At 42.3% G+C, this 17487-nt stretch carries 14 protein-coding genes and 1 tRNA gene; 10 read left to right on the top strand and 5 right to left on the bottom strand.

Annotation, left to right across the window (positions count from 1 at the left end):
- Positions 1 to 422: 422 nt before the first annotated feature.
- The gene (locus ABD772_RS17130) at positions 423 to 2459 is read right to left on the bottom strand and encodes a M13 family metallopeptidase (RefSeq protein ID WP_345107311.1); all 2037 of its coding nucleotides are present in this window, start codon (positions 2457 to 2459) and stop codon (positions 423 to 425) included.
- A gap of 131 nt (positions 2460 to 2590) precedes the next feature.
- Between ABD772_RS17130 and ABD772_RS17125 the strand changes: the two genes are divergently transcribed.
- The gene (locus ABD772_RS17125) at positions 2591 to 5221 is read left to right on the top strand and encodes a valine--tRNA ligase (RefSeq protein ID WP_345107308.1); all 2631 of its coding nucleotides are present in this window, start codon (positions 2591 to 2593) and stop codon (positions 5219 to 5221) included.
- Between the two features lie 106 nt (positions 5222 to 5327).
- Positions 5328 to 7172: a response regulator gene (locus ABD772_RS17120; protein WP_345107305.1), complete on the top strand. Its 1845-nt coding sequence runs from the start codon at positions 5328 to 5330 to the stop codon at positions 7170 to 7172.
- Here ABD772_RS17120 and ABD772_RS17115 read toward each other — a convergent pair.
- Complete coding sequence (locus ABD772_RS17115; protein WP_345107302.1) at positions 7138 to 7590, bottom strand: type I restriction enzyme HsdR N-terminal domain-containing protein; 453 nt, start codon at positions 7588 to 7590, stop codon at positions 7138 to 7140. The genes ABD772_RS17120 and ABD772_RS17115 overlap by 35 nt on opposite strands.
- Positions 7591 to 7767: 177 nt before the next feature.
- Here ABD772_RS17115 and holA point away from each other — a divergent pair, with 177 nt between their 5' ends.
- The 3 genes from holA to ABD772_RS17100 all read left to right on the top strand — a co-directional run bounded on the left by holA (position 7768) and on the right by ABD772_RS17100 (position 9921).
- Positions 7768 to 8790 carry a DNA polymerase III subunit delta gene (gene holA, locus ABD772_RS17110; RefSeq protein WP_345107299.1) on the top strand — a complete coding sequence of 341 codons (1023 nt, stop codon included), beginning with the start codon at positions 7768 to 7770 and terminating at the stop codon, positions 8788 to 8790.
- A gap of 71 nt (positions 8791 to 8861) precedes the next feature.
- The gene (locus ABD772_RS17105) at positions 8862 to 9371 is read left to right on the top strand and encodes a hypothetical protein (protein WP_345107296.1); all 510 of its coding nucleotides are present in this window, start codon (positions 8862 to 8864) and stop codon (positions 9369 to 9371) included.
- A gap of 145 nt (positions 9372 to 9516) precedes the next feature.
- The gene (locus tag ABD772_RS17100) at positions 9517 to 9921 is read left to right on the top strand and encodes an EVE domain-containing protein (protein WP_345107293.1); all 405 of its coding nucleotides are present in this window, start codon (positions 9517 to 9519) and stop codon (positions 9919 to 9921) included.
- Here ABD772_RS17100 and ABD772_RS17095 read toward each other — a convergent pair.
- Positions 9918 to 10445, bottom strand: coding sequence for an acyl-CoA thioesterase (locus ABD772_RS17095; RefSeq protein ID WP_345107290.1), 528 nt, complete (start codon positions 10443 to 10445; stop codon positions 9918 to 9920). The genes ABD772_RS17100 and ABD772_RS17095 overlap by 4 nt on opposite strands.
- A gap of 103 nt (positions 10446 to 10548) precedes the next feature.
- On the opposite strand from ABD772_RS17095, the gene ABD772_RS17090 reads away from it, so the two are divergent.
- Positions 10549 to 12801: a S9 family peptidase gene (locus ABD772_RS17090; protein ID WP_345107287.1), complete on the top strand. Its 2253-nt coding sequence runs from the start codon at positions 10549 to 10551 to the stop codon at positions 12799 to 12801.
- Between the two features lie 51 nt (positions 12802 to 12852).
- Here ABD772_RS17090 and ABD772_RS17085 read toward each other — a convergent pair whose 3' ends face one another.
- Positions 12853 to 13299: a DUF2147 domain-containing protein gene (locus tag ABD772_RS17085; RefSeq protein ID WP_345107284.1), complete on the bottom strand. Its 447-nt coding sequence runs from the start codon at positions 13297 to 13299 to the stop codon at positions 12853 to 12855.
- Positions 13300 to 13422: 123 nt separating this feature from the next.
- Here ABD772_RS17085 and ABD772_RS17080 point away from each other — a divergent pair, with 123 nt between their 5' ends.
- Positions 13423 to 13956, top strand: coding sequence for a hypothetical protein (locus ABD772_RS17080; protein WP_345107282.1), 534 nt, complete (start codon positions 13423 to 13425; stop codon positions 13954 to 13956).
- 17 nt (positions 13957 to 13973) lie between these two features.
- Here ABD772_RS17080 and tamL read toward each other — a convergent pair whose 3' ends face one another.
- A complete protein-coding gene (tamL, locus tag ABD772_RS17075) occupies positions 13974 to 16367 on the bottom strand; it encodes a translocation and assembly module lipoprotein TamL (protein WP_345107279.1) in 2394 nt (797 codons plus the stop codon).
- Here tamL and ABD772_RS17070 point away from each other — a divergent pair.
- From ABD772_RS17070 to ABD772_RS17060, 3 genes are all read left to right on the top strand, one after another.
- Positions 16358 to 17107: a TrmH family RNA methyltransferase gene (locus tag ABD772_RS17070; RefSeq protein ID WP_345107276.1), complete on the top strand. Its 750-nt coding sequence runs from the start codon at positions 16358 to 16360 to the stop codon at positions 17105 to 17107. The genes tamL and ABD772_RS17070 overlap by 10 nt on opposite strands.
- 50 nt (positions 17108 to 17157) lie before the next feature.
- Positions 17158 to 17228: transfer RNA gene (locus tag ABD772_RS17065), tRNA-Cys, on the top strand.
- A gap of 29 nt (positions 17229 to 17257) precedes the next feature.
- Complete coding sequence (locus ABD772_RS17060; RefSeq protein WP_345107273.1) at positions 17258 to 17437, top strand: spore protein; 180 nt, start codon at positions 17258 to 17260, stop codon at positions 17435 to 17437.
- The last annotated feature ends 50 nt before the right edge of the window (positions 17438 to 17487 follow it).

The raw sequence follows: 17487 nt of genomic DNA, 5'->3' as shown, positions 1-17487 counted from the left end.
CGGGATATCCGCAGAATCGGCTTTCCCTTTCTTACTTGAAAAACTACATCAAGTTTCTCTTCAAATGTGTGTTTTGACATAAAAGTAACCCCAAAAGTTTTTGTCTAACTTTTGGGGTTCACTTCAAAAGGTCAGCCTCTTTGGCGATAAGTGATTGTAAATTCAATCCAGTATTAACAAAAAATAGTGTAAACTTTTTTTAGGACGGGTCAATCAGGACGGGTGATCCAAAAACGACTTAAAAGTCAGAAAAAGTGATCCAAAGTGATCCATTATTTCAGGACTAATTTTATAATTAATTGATTTTTAAATATTTACATTTTATAAGCGATCCAACTGATCCAAAGTGATATACATTCTCAATGGATCACTTTGGGATCAGTTGGTTTTTAAATTGCCGGTACTGTTTAACCGAAAGACGGCTACCAAACCTTGATTCTGTCCTCAGGCTTTTTGTACAGCTTGTCGCCGGGTTGTACGTTGAAAGCTTTATACCAGGCATCGATATTGGTAAACGCTGCATAAGCGCGGTACTTGCCCGGCGAGTGCGGGTCGACCAATACGGCCTGCGCAGCAGTTTCAGGGCGAATCAAGCCCCTCCACACCTGCGCAAACGACAGGAAGAAACGCTGATCGGGTGTAAAACCGTCAATCTTTACATTTGATTTTCCTTGTTTGGTTTTCTTGAAAGCTTCGTAAGCAATGTTAACGCCGCCCAGGTCGGCCAGGTTTTCACCTAAAGTCAGGCGGCCATTTAAATGAAGCGTATCATTAACTGTGTAAGAGTTAAATTGCTCAACCACTTTATCAGCACGTGCTTTGAACTTGTCGGCGTCATCTTTGGTCCACCAGTCGTGTAATGAACCATCAGCATCATATTGACGGCCCTGATCATCAAAACCATGCGTCATTTCATGGCCAATAACAGCACCAATGGCACCATAGTTCACAGCATCATCCGCTGCAAAATCAAAGAAAGGGGCCTGAAGGATACCTGCCGGAAACGTGATCTCGTTTTTGGTTGGGCTGTAATTAGCATTAACTGTTGGCGGCGTCATGTTAAAGCGGTTTTTATCAACCGGTTTTCCCAATTGGCTAACATTAAAATTATATCGCCATTCGCCTATTCTGCGCAGGTTGCCTTCGTAATCGTCACGCACAATCACCAATCCTTTGTAATCTTCCCATTTGTTGGTATAGCCAATTTTTACGCTGAATGCAGCCAGTTTTTTAAGGGCACGGGTTTTAGTTTCAGGGCTCATCCATTCTGCACGCTTTATCCTATCGGCAAATACACTTTTAAGGTTGTTTACCAGGTTAATCATGTACGTTTTTGCGGCAGGTTTAAAGTATTTGGCAACATATAGCTGGCCTAATAAGTCGCCCAGGCTGCCGTCAATCTGAGCAGCCATACGCTCGTTACGGGGAGTTTGAACTTTCTGACCGCTTAGTACGCTGCTAAAGTCAAATGCTGCTTTTACAAAAGGGGAGCTTAGTTCACCGGCAGTGTTTTTCAGAATCTGCCATTTCAGGTAAACTTTCCAGTCATCAACCGTTGTTGAGCCTACCAGGTCGTCTTCAAACTTAAAGAAGTCGGGTTGGCCTACAATCACGCTATCCTGACCGGGCGCTTTCATATCCACCATCAGTTTTACCCAGTTAAAGTGCGGAGTGGACTTTTTAAAGTCGATCACAGAAAGCTTGTGGTAGCTTTTGTTGGGGTCGCGCAATTCGGTGCGGCTTAATTGTGCCTTAGCTAATTTGCTTTCGATATCAAACACAACATCGGCATATTTATTGGCATTGTCAGCCTCGCCGGTTAAAGTGAACAGGTTAACTATATATTGCTTGTAGGCGTTTTGAATTTTGACTGTACGCGCATCATCTTTTAAATAATAATCGCGATCGGGCAAAGTAGTGCCACCCTGATGGAAGCTGGCAATGTTTACGGTGGGATGTTTAGAGTCGGGGCCAACGCCGAATGAGAACAGCGGGCTTGACAGTGCATGAACACGTTGATAAGTAATTTCGACAACCACATCATCAGTAGTTTTAACACGGTCAATGCGTTCCAGATCTGCTTTAATTGGTGCATAGCCTAATTTTTCTATAGCCAGGCTATCCATACCGCTGGCAAACAAGTCGCCCACACGTTGTTTTACGCTGCCTTTTGGCGCCGGTGTTTTACCAGCTTCTTTGAGGATGGCTACCACGTGGTCAACATTTTGTTGAGCCAGAATATTAAAAGCGCCCCAACTGGTTTTTTTAGCAGGAATGGAGTGATGTTTAATCCAGTTGCCATTGGCATACTCCCAGAAATTGTCACCGGGCTTTACAGAAAAGTCCATGTTGGCCCGGTCAATAAATTTAGGTTTGGGCTTTACGTTGTCGATAACGAAAGCGCTGGCAGCAAGACATACGCCCCCAGCTAAAATCAAATGAGTGATTCTTGGTTTCATGTGAATAATTGAGTCAGTTATTTACTACAATATTAATAATTATTTTAAGTAAAACGGAAGCAACAAGCCAACAATTATCGCCCGATAATCTATCTGCAAAGTTTGCGGCAAAAGCTTATTTTTGTGGACTTATGAGTATTGCTAAAACATATCTGCCTAAAGAAGCTGAAGAAAAATGGTACAACTACTGGTTAGAAAATAACTTTTTCAGATCTGTACCTGATGACCGCGAACCGTATACCATTGTTATGCCGCCGCCAAACGTTACCGGTGTGCTGCACATGGGCCATATGTTAAACAATACTATACAGGATGTGCTGATACGCCGCGCCCGCATGAAAGGTAAAAATGCCTGTTGGGTGCCGGGTACAGACCATGCCAGTATTGCTACCGAGGCTAAGGTTGTTGCCATGCTTAAAGAAAAAGGTATCAGCAAAAAAGATCTGAGCCGTGCTGAGTTCCTGGATTACGCGTGGGAGTGGAAAGAAAAATACGGCGGCATTATCCTTGATCAATTAAAAAAGTTAGGTGCCTCATGCGATTGGGAGCGCACGCGCTTTACCATGGACGATGATCTGTCTGATGCGGTAATTGATACGTTTATTCACCTGTATAAAAAAGGCTGGATCTATCGCGGCATCCGCATGGTAAACTGGGACCCGCAGGGTAAAACTGCAGTGAGCGACGAAGAGGTTATCCGTAAGGAAGTAAACCAGAAGCTATATTATATCAAATACTTCATCGTAGGAAGCTCTGAGTTTTTAACCATAGCGACGACACGGCCTGAGACCATCATGGCAGATGCAGCAATCTGCATTAACCCTAATGACGAGCGCTATACTCACCTGCATGGCAAAAAGGTATTCATTCCATTAATTAATCGGGAGATACCCGTTATCCTGGATGAATATGTGGAAATGGATTTTGGTACCGGCTGTTTGAAGGTTACCCCGGCGCACGATTTGAATGACTACGAACTTGGCCAGAAACATAATCTGCCGGTAATTGATATTTTAAATGACGACGGTACGCTGAACACTAAAGCGCAGATCTTAGTTGGTGAAGACCGCTTTGCGGCGCGTAAAAAGATCGCGGCGATGCTTGAAGAGGCCGGGGGGCTGGAGAAGGTAGAGGAATATAAATCGCAAGTCGGTTTTTCTGAGCGTACCAATGCGGTTATTGAGCCTAAACTGTCTATGCAATGGTTTTGCAAGATGGAAGAAATGGCTAAGCCTGCGCTTGATTATGTATTGGCAGGCGATATCAAACTGATTCCTGAGAAATTCATCAATACCTACCGTCACTGGATGGAAAATGTGAAGGATTGGTGTATCAGCCGCCAGTTGTGGTGGGGACAACAGATACCGGCGTGGTATCTGCCGGACGGACGTTATATCATTGCCAAAACCATTGACGAAGCACTTGAACAAGCCCAACAACTGACTCAAAACTCAAGGCTCACTACTCAAGAACTGGTTCAGGACGAAGACGTAGTTGATACCTGGTTCTCTTCATGGTTATGGCCGATATCGGTGTTTGATGGGTTTAAAGATCCCGAAAATGCCGACATCAGCTACTATTATCCAACCAATGACCTGGTTACGGCGCCCGAAATCCTTTTCTTTTGGGTTGCCAGAATGATTATGGCAGGACATGAGTTCAAAGGTAAAATTCCGTTTGAAAATGTTTACCTGACCGGTATCGTTCGTGATAAACTGGGCCGTAAAATGTCTAAATCGCTGGGTAATTCGCCCGATCCGTTGGATCTGATTGAGAAATATGGGGCAGACGGCGTCAGGGTTGGCATGTTGTTGAGCTCGCCCGCGGGTAACGATTTGATGTTTGACGAGAGTCATTGCGAACAAGGCCGTAACTTCTATAACAAAGTGTGGAATGCTTTCCGTCTGGTAAAAGGCTGGGAGGTTGACGATAAGCTGGATAATCCAAACCAGATAGCGATTGATTGGTTTGAAAGCCGTTTCAATCAGGCTATGATCGAAATTGAGGATAACTTTGTGCAATATCGTTTATCAGAAGCCCTTATGGCAACTTATAAATTAGTTTGGGATGATTTCTGCGCCTGGTACCTGGAAATGATCAAGCCGGTTTATCTGCAGCCTATAGATCGGGACACTTATAACAAGACTATTGCCTTCTTTGAAAATATCCTTAAAATCCTGCATCCGTTTATGCCTTTCATCACTGAAGAGTTGTGGCATGACGAGTTATTCGGGGGGCGCAACGGGCTGGATTGTTGCATTGTTGCACAATTGCCTGCTAATGGGGAAATTAATTCTCGCATTTTAGCCGACGTCGAAAATGTTAAGCAAATAATAACCCAGGTTAGAAATATTCGTAACAGCAAACAATTGTCGCCTAAAGAGGCGTTGCAGCTGTCAATTAAATCAAACTCGGGTATTGATTACCTGGCTTACAAAACTATTTTAACGAGGCTTGCAAATTTAAGCGAGTTGACTTTGGTTGATAATAAATTAGCAGGTGCAAGCAGCTTTTTAGTGTCAACAGACGAATGTTATGTGCCGCTTAATGAAACCATTGACCCCATAGCCGAAAGTGAGAGACTGCAAAAAGAAAAAGAATATCTAACGGGCTTCCTGAAATCTGTTAATGCCAAGCTGGGCAACGAAAGATTTATGGCTAATGCCAAACCCGAAATCATTGAGGCTGAGCAAAAAAAGAAAGCCGATGCTGAGGCCAAATTAAGGATCATAGACGAGGGGTTACTGGGATTGGCAAATTAATTGCATCAGTGGTTGATGCATCTTTGATATTTTAAATTAATCGGTTAACTAACCGTAAATATTAATTTAAAAATCCCATTGATATGGCGTATGCTAACCACTGGATATGAATAGAAATATAAGCTTTTTTAATTTTTCGCTGCGTAACGTCTTGTCCGAGGACCTTTCGATCCTGGATAATGCCCGTCTGCGCATGCTTTACTATGGATTAGCCTTAGCTTTCTTTACGCTTTCGGTAATATTAGCCGATGTGCTTTATCAACATCATGTTATTCTGAGTATTACTACAGCGGTAATGCTGATAACAGTGGCGGTGCTGTTTAAATTTTTAACTTTTCGCCCGCGTTGGACGCTCATTTCGCATCTTATACTTGTTGTTGCTACAGTTACTAATATCGTTGATATTTTTATTGCTATTCAAAACGTCGATATTGTTACGGTCGGGGCAGTGATCATGATCCTGCTCTTTGGCTTTTATATGCTGGGTCAGAAGTACGGATTGATTTATTCTTTACTCAATATTATACCCGTATTGATGCTAATGTTGCTTCAATACAGCAGTAATTATGTGTTATCTCTTAAACCAGAAAGGGTAGACCAAACTACATCTATTGTAGCTATGTTTGCTTGTTTTGCGCTGACAACCTTTATGATCAGCCATTTTTATACTGCATTTATCAGAACCTTTACCCAGCTTAAGGATACCAGCAAGAAACAGAGCAAATTGACTGCCGAGTTTGAAGCGGCAATGGAAAAAGCACAGAAATCGGCAGAAGCTAAATCTGATTTTTTGTCGACGATGTCGCATGAGATCAGGACACCTCTTAATGCCGTTATTGGTATGAGTAATCTGTTGATCAGCGGCAACCCGAGGCCTGATCAGCGTGAAAACCTGGAAGTATTGAAATTTTCGGCAGGTAACCTTTTGTCGATTGTAAATGACGTACTCGACTTTAATAAAATTGAATCAGGCAGATTGGTATTTGAAAATATTAAGTTCAATATGATCGAGCTGATGCAAAATATCTGTGGCGGGCAGGCGTTGACTGCGCAAGCTAAAGGTTTGCAATTTAAACTGGATGTTGACACTGCGCTTAGTCGTAAAGTACTGTTTGGCGACCCCACCAGAATTACCCAGATTGTATTTAACCTGATCAGCAACGCTATTAAGTTCACTGCGCAGGGCAGTGTATTTGTTAAGATAGGTTGCATTGAAGACCGCCACAATCGCGTTACGGTAAATTTTAGCGTAAAAGATACAGGTATTGGTATTGAAAAAGACCGCTTGGCTATCATATTTGAGCCGTTTATACAAGAATCGATCAGTACCACTCGTCAGTATGGCGGTACGGGTTTAGGCCTTACCATAGTTAAACGCCTCTTAGAATTGCAGGGGCTAAAAATAAAGGTAAGCAGCGCGGTAGGCCAGGGCTCTGAGTTTTCATTCAATATGGAATTCCCGGTATCGACTGAAGCATTTGAGCCGGTGCTAAATCAACAACCGGTATCACCTGAAAATAGTGATAAATTAAGCAACGTGCGAATGTTGATTGCTGAAGATAACCCCGTAAACGTGATGTTGATGAAAAAGCTGCTTTCAAAATGGGGTATCATACCAACTATTGCCGAAAATGGCGAGTGTGCTGTTGAACTGGTGCAATATGGCAACTTTGATATTATACTAATGGATTTGCAGATGCCCGTGATGAACGGCTTTGATGCCGCCAAAGAGATCCGTAATATCCGCGACCACCAAAAATCAAGCATACCTATTATAGCGCTTACAGCGTCGGCTTTATTTGATATCCGCGAACGTGTGTATGAGTCGGGGATGAACGATTATGTATCAAAACCATTCAAACCTAATGAGTTGTTTGAAAAGATACAAACGCTGGTTAAATCGCCAGCCGGCTCATTTATATTTTCTGATAGTCAGGTAGTTGCTCAATAAACTGGTAATTGTTTTGTTCGAAGTTAATACGGCAGTAATAATGCTGTAACCCGTTGGTTACGGCCAGCAGACCAATTTTGTGCACCATATTATAGCGGGCCACCTGATCAAATACTTTTTGATCAATAGTAACAGACGGCGCCTTGCATTCCACCATTAAAACCTTATGGCCCGCCGAATTAAAAGCAATAATGTCAGACCGTCTTTGTTTGCCATAAAGTTTGTGCCCCCCTTCTAACCTTAACAAAGCCTTAGGGTAATTTTTATGACCAATAAGATATTGCACAAAATGCTGTCGTACCCATTCCTCAGGCGTGATGACGATGTTGCGCCTACGTATCTCATCAAACAAAATTAAAGTTCCGTCCTGATCAGTGATCTTGAAAGGGTAAGGTGGCAGATTTAAAGGCTGGAGCATTTGTGGAAATTCAAAAAGTAAAAGTAAAAATTCAAAATGATTATTGGGGTTTAATCTAATCTATACCGCGTCATAGCGAGGAGGAACGACGAAGCAATGACGCTCAACGTGTAATGCATTGAAGTTTATTTATCAATCATCCTATTTTTGCCTTTTGAATTTTTAATTTTGACTTCGATGACTGCTGCCGATATTATCAAGGATATTAAAAACCGCAAACTGAAACCGGTATACTTATTACATGGTGATGAGCCGTATTTTATCGATCTGGTAAGTGATTATGTAGAGCGTAGTTTACTGTCGGATGCTGAGAAGGGGTTTAATCAAACGGTGCTATACGGTAAGGATACGGATGTAATGACGGTGCTTAATGCCGCCAAGCGATACCCGATGATGTCAGACTGCCAGGTAGTTTTAGTGAAAGAGGCCCAGGAAATGAAATGGGGCACAGAGAGCGATGATAAAAAAAATATCAATCCGCTGCTGAGCTATCTGGAGAGCCCATTACAAAGCACTATACTGGTATTTTGCTATAAATATGGCAAATTCGACAAGCGCAAAAAGGTCTACAAGGCGATAGAAAAAAATGGATTGGTGTTCGAGTCGGCGGCTTTATATGACAGTAAGATACCGGGTTGGATAGAAGGTTATATTGCAGAAAAGGGATACAAGATCAATGCACAGTCGTCGGCTATGCTATCAGAGTACCTCGGCAATGATCTTTCAAAAATAGCTAACGAGTTAGACAAGTTGATGTTGAATGTAGCGGCGGGACAGGAGATCACCCTCAAATTAATTCAGGACAACATCGGCATCAGCAAAGAATATAATGTATTTGAACTGCAAAGCGCACTAGGCCGAAAGGATGCTTTGAAAGTTAATCAGATCATTAATTATTTTGAGGCTAATCCGAAGAATAATCCGATTGTTTTGGTATTGGGTAACCTGAATAACTTTTTTACCAAAGTGCTTGTCTATCATTATGTAAAAGATAAATCGCAGCAAAACCTGGCGAGGGAACTGGGTGTCAGCCCGTTTTTTGTGAAGGATTATGAGCAGGCGGCGCGCAGTTATCCTTACGGAAAAACGATGCAGATCATCCATTACCTGCGCGAATATGATGTGAAAAGCAAGGGTGTTGAATCAAACACCGATCATGGCGGATTGATGAAGGAATTGATGTTTAAGATATTGCATTGATGCTTTAGCACTTTAGGGCGCCGTTGATTGCGGAAAGAATGGGCAACGACGTGTGCAAATAATAAATTACCATGATGAACAGAAGTATCGTTTCTATCAGCCTGTTTTATTGTTTTGTAGCTATAAGTTGCAAAACAATAGAGCCTTATGATTCCTCTGAACTTTCCGAAAGAACCTACAGAGACTACGTTTTGTATCGCTGTCTTGAAAAGGGGCTTGATGCAAAAGTTCTTTTTTCAAACGATCTGAGTATAGGTATCTATGATGAGCTAAGTGAAGGAACCATTTCAAACGGTGAGATTGCTCAATATTTGGATTCGTTAGTTGCAAGAAGGGTTAAATCTATCTTCTTTCCTCCTAAGCTTCCCCCTGACCTTGAAGGAGATGTGGCCCCACGTACGGAAGGACGAAAGGCGATCTTTATGAGTTGTATCAATTATTACAATAGCAAGGAGCTTCGTAACGACATAAAGAAGGTGATGAAAATGAAGAAAGACGTTGACTGGAAAACTGCAGAAACGTTAAAGAAATCTGTAGGGAAGAAGCGACCGGCGCCGAAATTTAAAATAGGTAAGACGTAATTGAAGCCCATAATCTTCGGCTCGCTAAATCTGAAGCGACTTTTTAATCGTTTCGTGGATATTGCTTAATTTGTCGCCACTTTTGTCGATAGCTCGTCTAACGATATAGGAATGTACTTTAACACTATCAAAACAAAGAACATCAATGAACTACTGGTTAGTAAAATCCGAACCTCATAAATATAGCTGGGAAAAATTTAATGAAGATGGCCGTACCTTTTGGGATGGCGTGCGCAATTACCAGGCGCGTAACAACCTGCGTGAAATGAAAGAGGGCGACCTGGTGCTGTTTTACCACAGTAATGAGGGCAAAGAGGTTGTAGGTATAGCCAAAGTAGTTAAAACCGCCTATCAAGACCCAACCACCACCGACCCGAACTGGCTGGTTGTTGATCTATCGCCAGTAGAGACGCTAAAGAAGCCGGTAACCCTTGAGCAAATCAAAGCCGATGAGCGTTTAAAAGATGTCGGCTTGGTACGCCAGGGGCGTTTATCGGTAATGGGAATGAAAAGAGAGGAGTTCGATCGTATCGTTGAGTTGGGCAGTTAGCCTTTATTCCCGTCGTTTATAAACAAGGCTTTTAATTCGGTAGCCTCATCTGCTTTCATTTTGCCGCCTAACACCAGGCGCAACTGGCGTCGTCGTAAGGCTCCGGCAAATAATTCTTTTTCCGCAGCCGTTTCAGGGATAAGGCCCGGCACTTCTATTTTATGGCCATCCTGGTCAAGCGCCACAAAGGTGTAGTAGGCCTCGTTGCTTTTTACCCGGGTACCCGACGGTACATTTTGCGCCCACACATCCAGGCGCACCTCCACCGAGGTATTGAAAGCCCGTGTTACTTTGGCTTCGATAGTCACCACATCACCTAGTTTGATAGCATGCTTAAAAGACACATTATCAACAGAGGCAGTTACGGTAATGCGATTACAATGTTTCTGCGCCGAAATAGCGGCTGCAATATCCATCCAATGCAGCAGGCGGCCACCCATTAAATTGTTTAGCATATTGGTATCATTAGGCAATACCAACTCATTCATAACAGTAAGCGAATCTTTGGGCGTTTTGGTATTCATAGGTATATGTTTGAAGGTAAATATACGGCTATAATGTAACTAAAACCTGATATAATTGTCCAAATGCAGCAAATACTTTAGCTTTAGCCAAATTAACCGAACTATGAATAAAATTGCTGCACAATACCTGTGCATTGCGCTCTTTTCACTGGGCATTTTCACCCATGCCGCAGAGGCACAAGACAAAAAAGAATACAAAGATCTTGGCGAAGCCTTAATGTCTGCAGGCCAACTACACGGCAAATCCGGTCCACAAAGTGTAAACTGGATAAACGAGGGCCAAAAGTATTCCTACATATCCGGCGAAGAGATTAGGTCGATGGAGCCGGCCACTTTGAAGGATGAGCTTATCTTCGATAAAAAAGGCTTGAACTTTCCGGGTACAAAAAATCCGTTCGCTTATAATTCTTTCCAATGGTCGCACGATTCAAGGAATCTGGTTTTTCAATCTAATTTCAGACCTATTTACCGTAAATCAGGCATAGCCGATTATTACATATATAACCTGCAAAGCAAACAGCTTAAACAGGCAGCAAAAGATGCGCGTTCTGCCGAGCTGTCGCCAAATGGAAAAAAGGTTGGTGTAGAGCGCAAGGGTAATATGTATGTATATGACTTTGCTACCGGTAAAGAAAAACAACTAACCAACGATGCTACGGGCGATAAAGGTATTTTCAATGGCCATTATGATTGGGTGTATGAAGAAGAGTTTGGCCAACCGCAAGCCTGGAACTGGTCGCCCGACAGTAAGTATATAGCTTACTGGCAGTTTGATGAACATAAAGTGCCCGATTTTGAAATGACCAATTTTGAAGGTCATCATAGTGAGATTGTTCACATCCCGCTGCCGCAGGTAGGCGATGCTAACCCGAGTGTCAGGATAGGTGTAGCCGATGTTGCCACCGGCAAAAAAATCTGGTTAAAGCCCGACGAAACCGGCGATTTTTACATCCCCCGCATATATTGGACAAGTAACCCCGATGTGCTGGCGCTGATGACGCTTAACCGCCAACAGAACCACATGAAGTTATACTTTTTCAACGTAAAGACGGGTGAACATCAGGTAGTACTTGATGAAAAGAATAACACCTGGGTAGCAGTATTCGATTTTTATACCGATGTGAATGATATGATCTATTTCCCCGAACATAGCAAAGAGTTTTTCTGGGTGTCAGACCGTTCAGGGTATTATCACATCTATCGATACAGTTACGGCGGCAAGCTGATCAACCAAGTAACCAAAGGCAACTGGGATATGATCAAGGTTGAGGGCATAGACACTAAAACCCAAAGTATCTATTACTTGTCGGCAGAATCTTCAGGCCTGGCACAGGAGCTTTATAGCATTAAGTTTGATGGCAGCGGCAAGAAAAAGATAAGCCAGGTTAATGGTTTTCACGCCGTCAATATGTCGCCCGATACCAGGTATTTCATTGACAGCTATAGTAGTATCAGTACGCCAACACATGTTGGTTTATTTGATAATAGCGGCAAAGCCCTGAAAATGCTGGAGGATAATAAAGACGTAACCAATTTCTTGAATACGCACGCTTATTCTGCGCCCGAACCATTCAAGGTAAAAACCAACGACGGCGTTATGCTGGACGCTTATATGATTAAGCCGTTCAATTTTGATCCCACGAAAAAGTATCCGGTAGTACTTACCGTATACGGCGGACCGGAATCGCACTCATTTTATAACAAATTCTCGGCGAACCCGTGGCAGCAATGGCTGGCTCAAAGCGGCTATATTGTTGTCGATGTTAATAATCGTGGTATCTCTAACTATGGTAGTGCTTTCTTAAAAATCGGCTACAAACAATTGGGTAAATATGAAAGCGCCGATTTTGCCGAAACGGCTCAATACGTGAATACACTGCCTTATGTAGATAAAGGTAAGATAGCGATTATGGGTACCAGCTACGGCGGTTTTGCTACGGTTTATACGTTATTGACACATCCGGGTGTGTTTGCTGCAGGCATAGCAAATTCGGCAGTGACCGATTGGCGTTTATATGACGACATCTACACCGAGCGTTATATGGGCCTGATGAACGAGAACGAGGCGGGCTACAACCAAAGCTCTGCGCTTATGCATGCCGGTAGTCTGCAGGATCGTTTACTGCTGATCCACTCGATGAGTGATGATAATGTACATCCGGCTAATACCATGCAACTGCTTACTGCATTAACCGCAGCAGGCAAAGACGTTGATCTGCGTATCTATCCAAAGGGCGCGCATGGTGCGGCTTATGATCTGCAAAGCTACATGTTAATATACAATGTTGAATTTCAGTACCTGGAGAAATACCTGAAAGGCAAGAATGATCTGCCGAATCTGAACGAAGGGAAGTAAAATTACTCGGAAAAGAAAGAGCCGGTAAGCGATGTTGTTCACCGGCTCTTTTTATGGCATCCGGTTAAAGACCATGGTCTTGCCGATAAACTTAAAATGCCAATAGCCAATGACTTTTAAAACCTCGTCTTTATCCAGGCGAGCCGATGCGCTCCAGTAGTGCCCGGTTTGCGCCTCATATATTTTGCCGTTCTCCCAACTTTCTGACTTTGTATCGTACACAATACCGCTAATTACATCCATACCCAATATTTTGCGGCTGCGCAGGGCAGGGTCGGGGTTGTGCTTGTCTGTCCACTCTTCCATACTTTTGCTGTTGTCATCACTTTTAAACCAAACCATTTTGCCACGGTAACTGTTGCCGCTTTTGTAAATCTGTACAATCAGGTTTTTGTTTGATGATATCCATTTGCCGCAAATACGGTCGGCGTCACTATTAGGTTTAACGGGCTGGGCTATAATGCCCGTTAAAAAAAATAAGGTTAAAAATTTAAACATTAGTAGGTTGTTCGGTATTTATTGCTTTAGTTGAAAATCCGCTTGTTACAAACTCAATTTGATAAGATATATTAACTAAATTTATTGCGGGTTGTTTTTAAGTTTCAAACCTAATACTAAAAAATGAAAAAGATATTATTTGTGGCTGCCTTGTTATTATTTGCCGGTAAATTTGTTTATGCAGATTCTGTGAGCATCAAACATTTTGTAGTAAAAGAAAATCCGTTTGCCGATAGCGAACTAGCTATAGTTGCTACCGATAGCCTCGGTAACATACAGGAAAACGTGGACGGTGTTTTTGCTTTCACAATAAATGGTTTTCAAGAACAAATGCAGTTTGAAAAGGGAACAGCTTTTTATCGCCATAAATTAGATAAGTCAAGCTTTTTCTATGTTAAGCATATTAATAACGCAGGTACGCACTCTATGCTATATTACATTTATAAGCAAGATGGCAAGCTGAAGCCCCTGCATGTGAGCTGGACGTTGCTGGTTATCATTCCGCTGGCTTTGGTGCTGTTGGGGTATATGTTTAAGCGCTTTATCATCATCGCCATAGTGATCTTCCTGATCTTTATCTACTTTAATCACCACAATGGCCTGAGTATGCCTACCTTCTTCGAAAGTATTTTTGATGGATTAAAAGGGATGTTTTGATTTGCGGATGCCGCACATCAGAACGGCATTCCTATGCCAAAGTTTAGCTGCATAAAGTTGTAGGTATCGCCAACGGATCGGCCGTTCTTATCAACGCCCACGCGGTTAGCATCAAGATAAGCTTGCTTAAATGCGCCGGGATGAAACAACTCATTGCCATGCTTAAGCAACACCCATTGATCTGAACCGCTAAACTGCGGATCTTTAAACTTGAACGCAGCATCCAGCCTGAAGACGAAGAAGCTTACGTCAAAACGTAAACCGGTACCAATGCCAATAGCAGTTGATTGCAAAAAGTTACCAAACCTGAACTCTCCATTCGGGTTTTCCGGCTGTTTGTGTAACCGCCATACGTTGCCGGCATCTATAAACACGGCACCTTTCAACTTCGAACCAAAGAAATTGTTGACCAGCTTATATCGATACTCGGCATTGGTGATGAATTTGATCTCGCCAAACTGGTCGATGTATTTTAACCGGCTGCGCAGCGTAGTGTCGCCCCCATAATAAGTGCCGCGATTAAACTGGCCAGGGCCTAATGTACGCGGAAGCCATGCCCGTATGTCGTTAGCGCCACCGGCATAAAAGTTTTTTTCAAATATCAGCTGATCGCTATTGCCATAGGGGATGCCAATGCCCGGATTTACCCTGAATATAAACTGACGCTCGCCGCCAAAACTATGATAGAACCTCAGGTCTATTTCAGTTTTTGCATACTGATAAAAAGTATAACCAAAAAGTTTGCGTTTACCCAGCGTGTCTTTTGGCGTGTTAAAAGTGTTTGCGGCAAGCGAAAGCATGTTGCCGCCCACATCTAATGATCCTTTAAAATAGGTAAAGTTTTGATAGGTATTTAACAGGTTGCCATTGGCCTGATAAGTGTATTGGCTACCCGTTGTAAAAACGGTGCGGCCAATTAGTTTGATATATGAATAGCTGTTTTTTTTCAATAATTCCTGATAAGCCTCAGGGTCAATAATGCCTCTGGAGAATTCGATATTGATAGGGGTTACACTATGTACCTTGTTTGCCGTCTCCAGGAAATCATAAGTAACAGAGTTAACCAAACTGGTGCGTTGAACCAGCCCTTTTTGGAAGAACAATGAATAGTTGCTTGAAAATGTCGTGTGCGGAACGCCGTATTTACCAGGCTTGGCAAAATTAAACGGTGTAACTATCCAGGGATAAATTAAGCTGGCGCCCACCTTAAAATCCTGGTTCTCTACAATGCTTTTATTGCTGGAGGTGTTTCTGCCATTGTCGTATAGTACACTTAAGTTAAGTTTAACCTGTAGGGTAACAGCTTTTTTAAAAATGTTCCTGTCGGTAAAAGTGTTGCCGATATTATAGCCATACCGGCCATCGGCAAACAAAAATTCACCTTCTACGCGGTCAGACATGCGTTTAAGCGGTATCAGCTTTAATACCATGTTCAGACGATTGGTGCTGTCTGCCGTTTTGGTGTATTCGGGGTTAGGCACATTTCTGAACACATTTAACTCTGACAAGCGCGAAGTAGTAGCAGTTTGCATATCGGCATTATACAGCTGTCCCTTTTTCAGCAAAACATAATCAACTACCGGGTGCGGCTTAAAACGGTGCGAAAAGTCCACGAATTTAAATTGCGAATCAACCTTTAATGTGTCTTCTTTCCCGTTATACCGCCCATAACTGTTTGATATGGTTATCAAGGTGTTGTTTATGGTATAAATGGGGTGCGCAAGTTTATCGGCAGGATTATCAATAAACAGGGTTAGATCAACCACACCGCTATTGTATGTCGAATCAACGGTATAATTCAGATACTGGCGGTAAAAGTCATAGTAACCATTGCGTTTCATCTCCTGAAAAAACGCATCTCGGTCAAACGCTAAACTGTCTGCATCAAATCTTCCGCCGGGTTGCAGGTGCGAAAATACCAGACGGGTTTTGCGATAAAGTGTACGTACTCTGGGGTCAGCAATGCTATCCTGTATCTTACGTATCCTGAACATTGGCCCTTCGTTAACGGTAAATGTTAAAAACGCTTTTTTCTTTTTTATGGTGATGCTATCCTCAACTTTAGCTTTAAGGTAACCTTTGCTTTGCGTGAATTTTTCGATCTGCAGACGCGAAAACTCAACCAGGTCACTATCTAATATCGCCGGTGGCTCACCTATATTTTTTTTACCGTTTTTATTGAACAAATAATAAAGCTGCAGGTTGAAGGCATTGTTGGGCTGCTGTTGTTTGTCAACGTAATTAAGGGCCTGCTCCTCAAACTCTTCGTCTATGCCTTTAATGGTGACTTTGCGTACCAGTTTTTCATTTCCTTTTAGTCCGCGTGTTAAACTGCAACCTGAGCCTATAAAAAGCAGAAGAATACTTAATATTGCAATACGGTATTTAGCTGTGCCTATATATGCTTTCAAAATCTAATATTAGTTTATTACAGTCCTTACAACAAAAAAAGTTTCGCAGGGAACATGGCTTGTTTTTAGTTGAAGGCTACAAATCTGTAAGCGAATTTGCTGATTCGGCTTATCAAATTGAAGCTGTTTACCATACGGCAGCCACTGCCCCAAAAATGCTTAAATTATCGCAGAAAATAAACTCAATCGAGATATCATCTGCCATAATTGAAAAAATAAGTTCCCTAAAAACCCCTGCCGATGTTGTGGCGACAGTTAAGATACCCCAATGGCCGGCCTTAGTTCATGATACCCTTAACAAAAAATTCTCGATTGTGTTGGATGGCATTCAAGATCCCGGCAATATGGGCACCATTATCCGCACGGCCGATTGGTATGGCATTGAGAATGTTATCTGCTCAGAAGACTGTGTAGAAGTATACAATCCTAAGGTGGTACAGGCAACCATGGGCTCTTTATCACGTATTAATGTTCATTATATCCATCTTGCTTCAATACTCACAAACACCAAACTGCCGGTTTATGGTGCGTTATTAGATGGCGAAAATATTTATAATACCAATTTCGGCACGGAAGGTTTAATTGTAATGGGTAATGAGGGCAAGGGTTTAACCGATAAAGTGAAGCAATTTGTTACCCGGGCTATCACTATTCCACGTGGTGGCAGGGCAGAATCTTTAAACGTTGCTATAGCAACAGCTATATTTTGCTCAGAAATAAACAGAAATAAGCTTAAATAAATGTTGGTTGACAATAAATAATTGCTATTTTTGCAAGCCTTTAAAAATAGGGTCGGATGGCCGAGTGGCTAGGCAGAGGTCTGCAAAACCTCCTACAGCGGTTCGAATCCGCTTCCGACCTCAGGGTTAACAGATATTAAAAACAAAGTCATGGGCGTAACACGTTTAAAAAGAAAAGATAGAAGAAACAAAACCTTCTCAAGATTAGAAGTTCAGTTTTTAAAGAACGCTACTAACCTGGAAGCAGGAAGCCGTTCTCACGAGTCAGCAAATAGCCAGATTAACATCAACAACAATGCTTTGGCTAAAGCTGCTGCCGCTCTTAAATAATTTAATTTAAGACATTCAGATATAGAAAGTCCTGTTGGCGATGCCGGCGG

The organism is Mucilaginibacter panaciglaebae (assembly GCF_039539265.1).
Lineage (GTDB): Bacteria > Bacteroidota > Bacteroidia > Sphingobacteriales > Sphingobacteriaceae > Mucilaginibacter > Mucilaginibacter panaciglaebae.
This window is presented reverse-complemented; position numbering and strand designations above follow the sequence as displayed.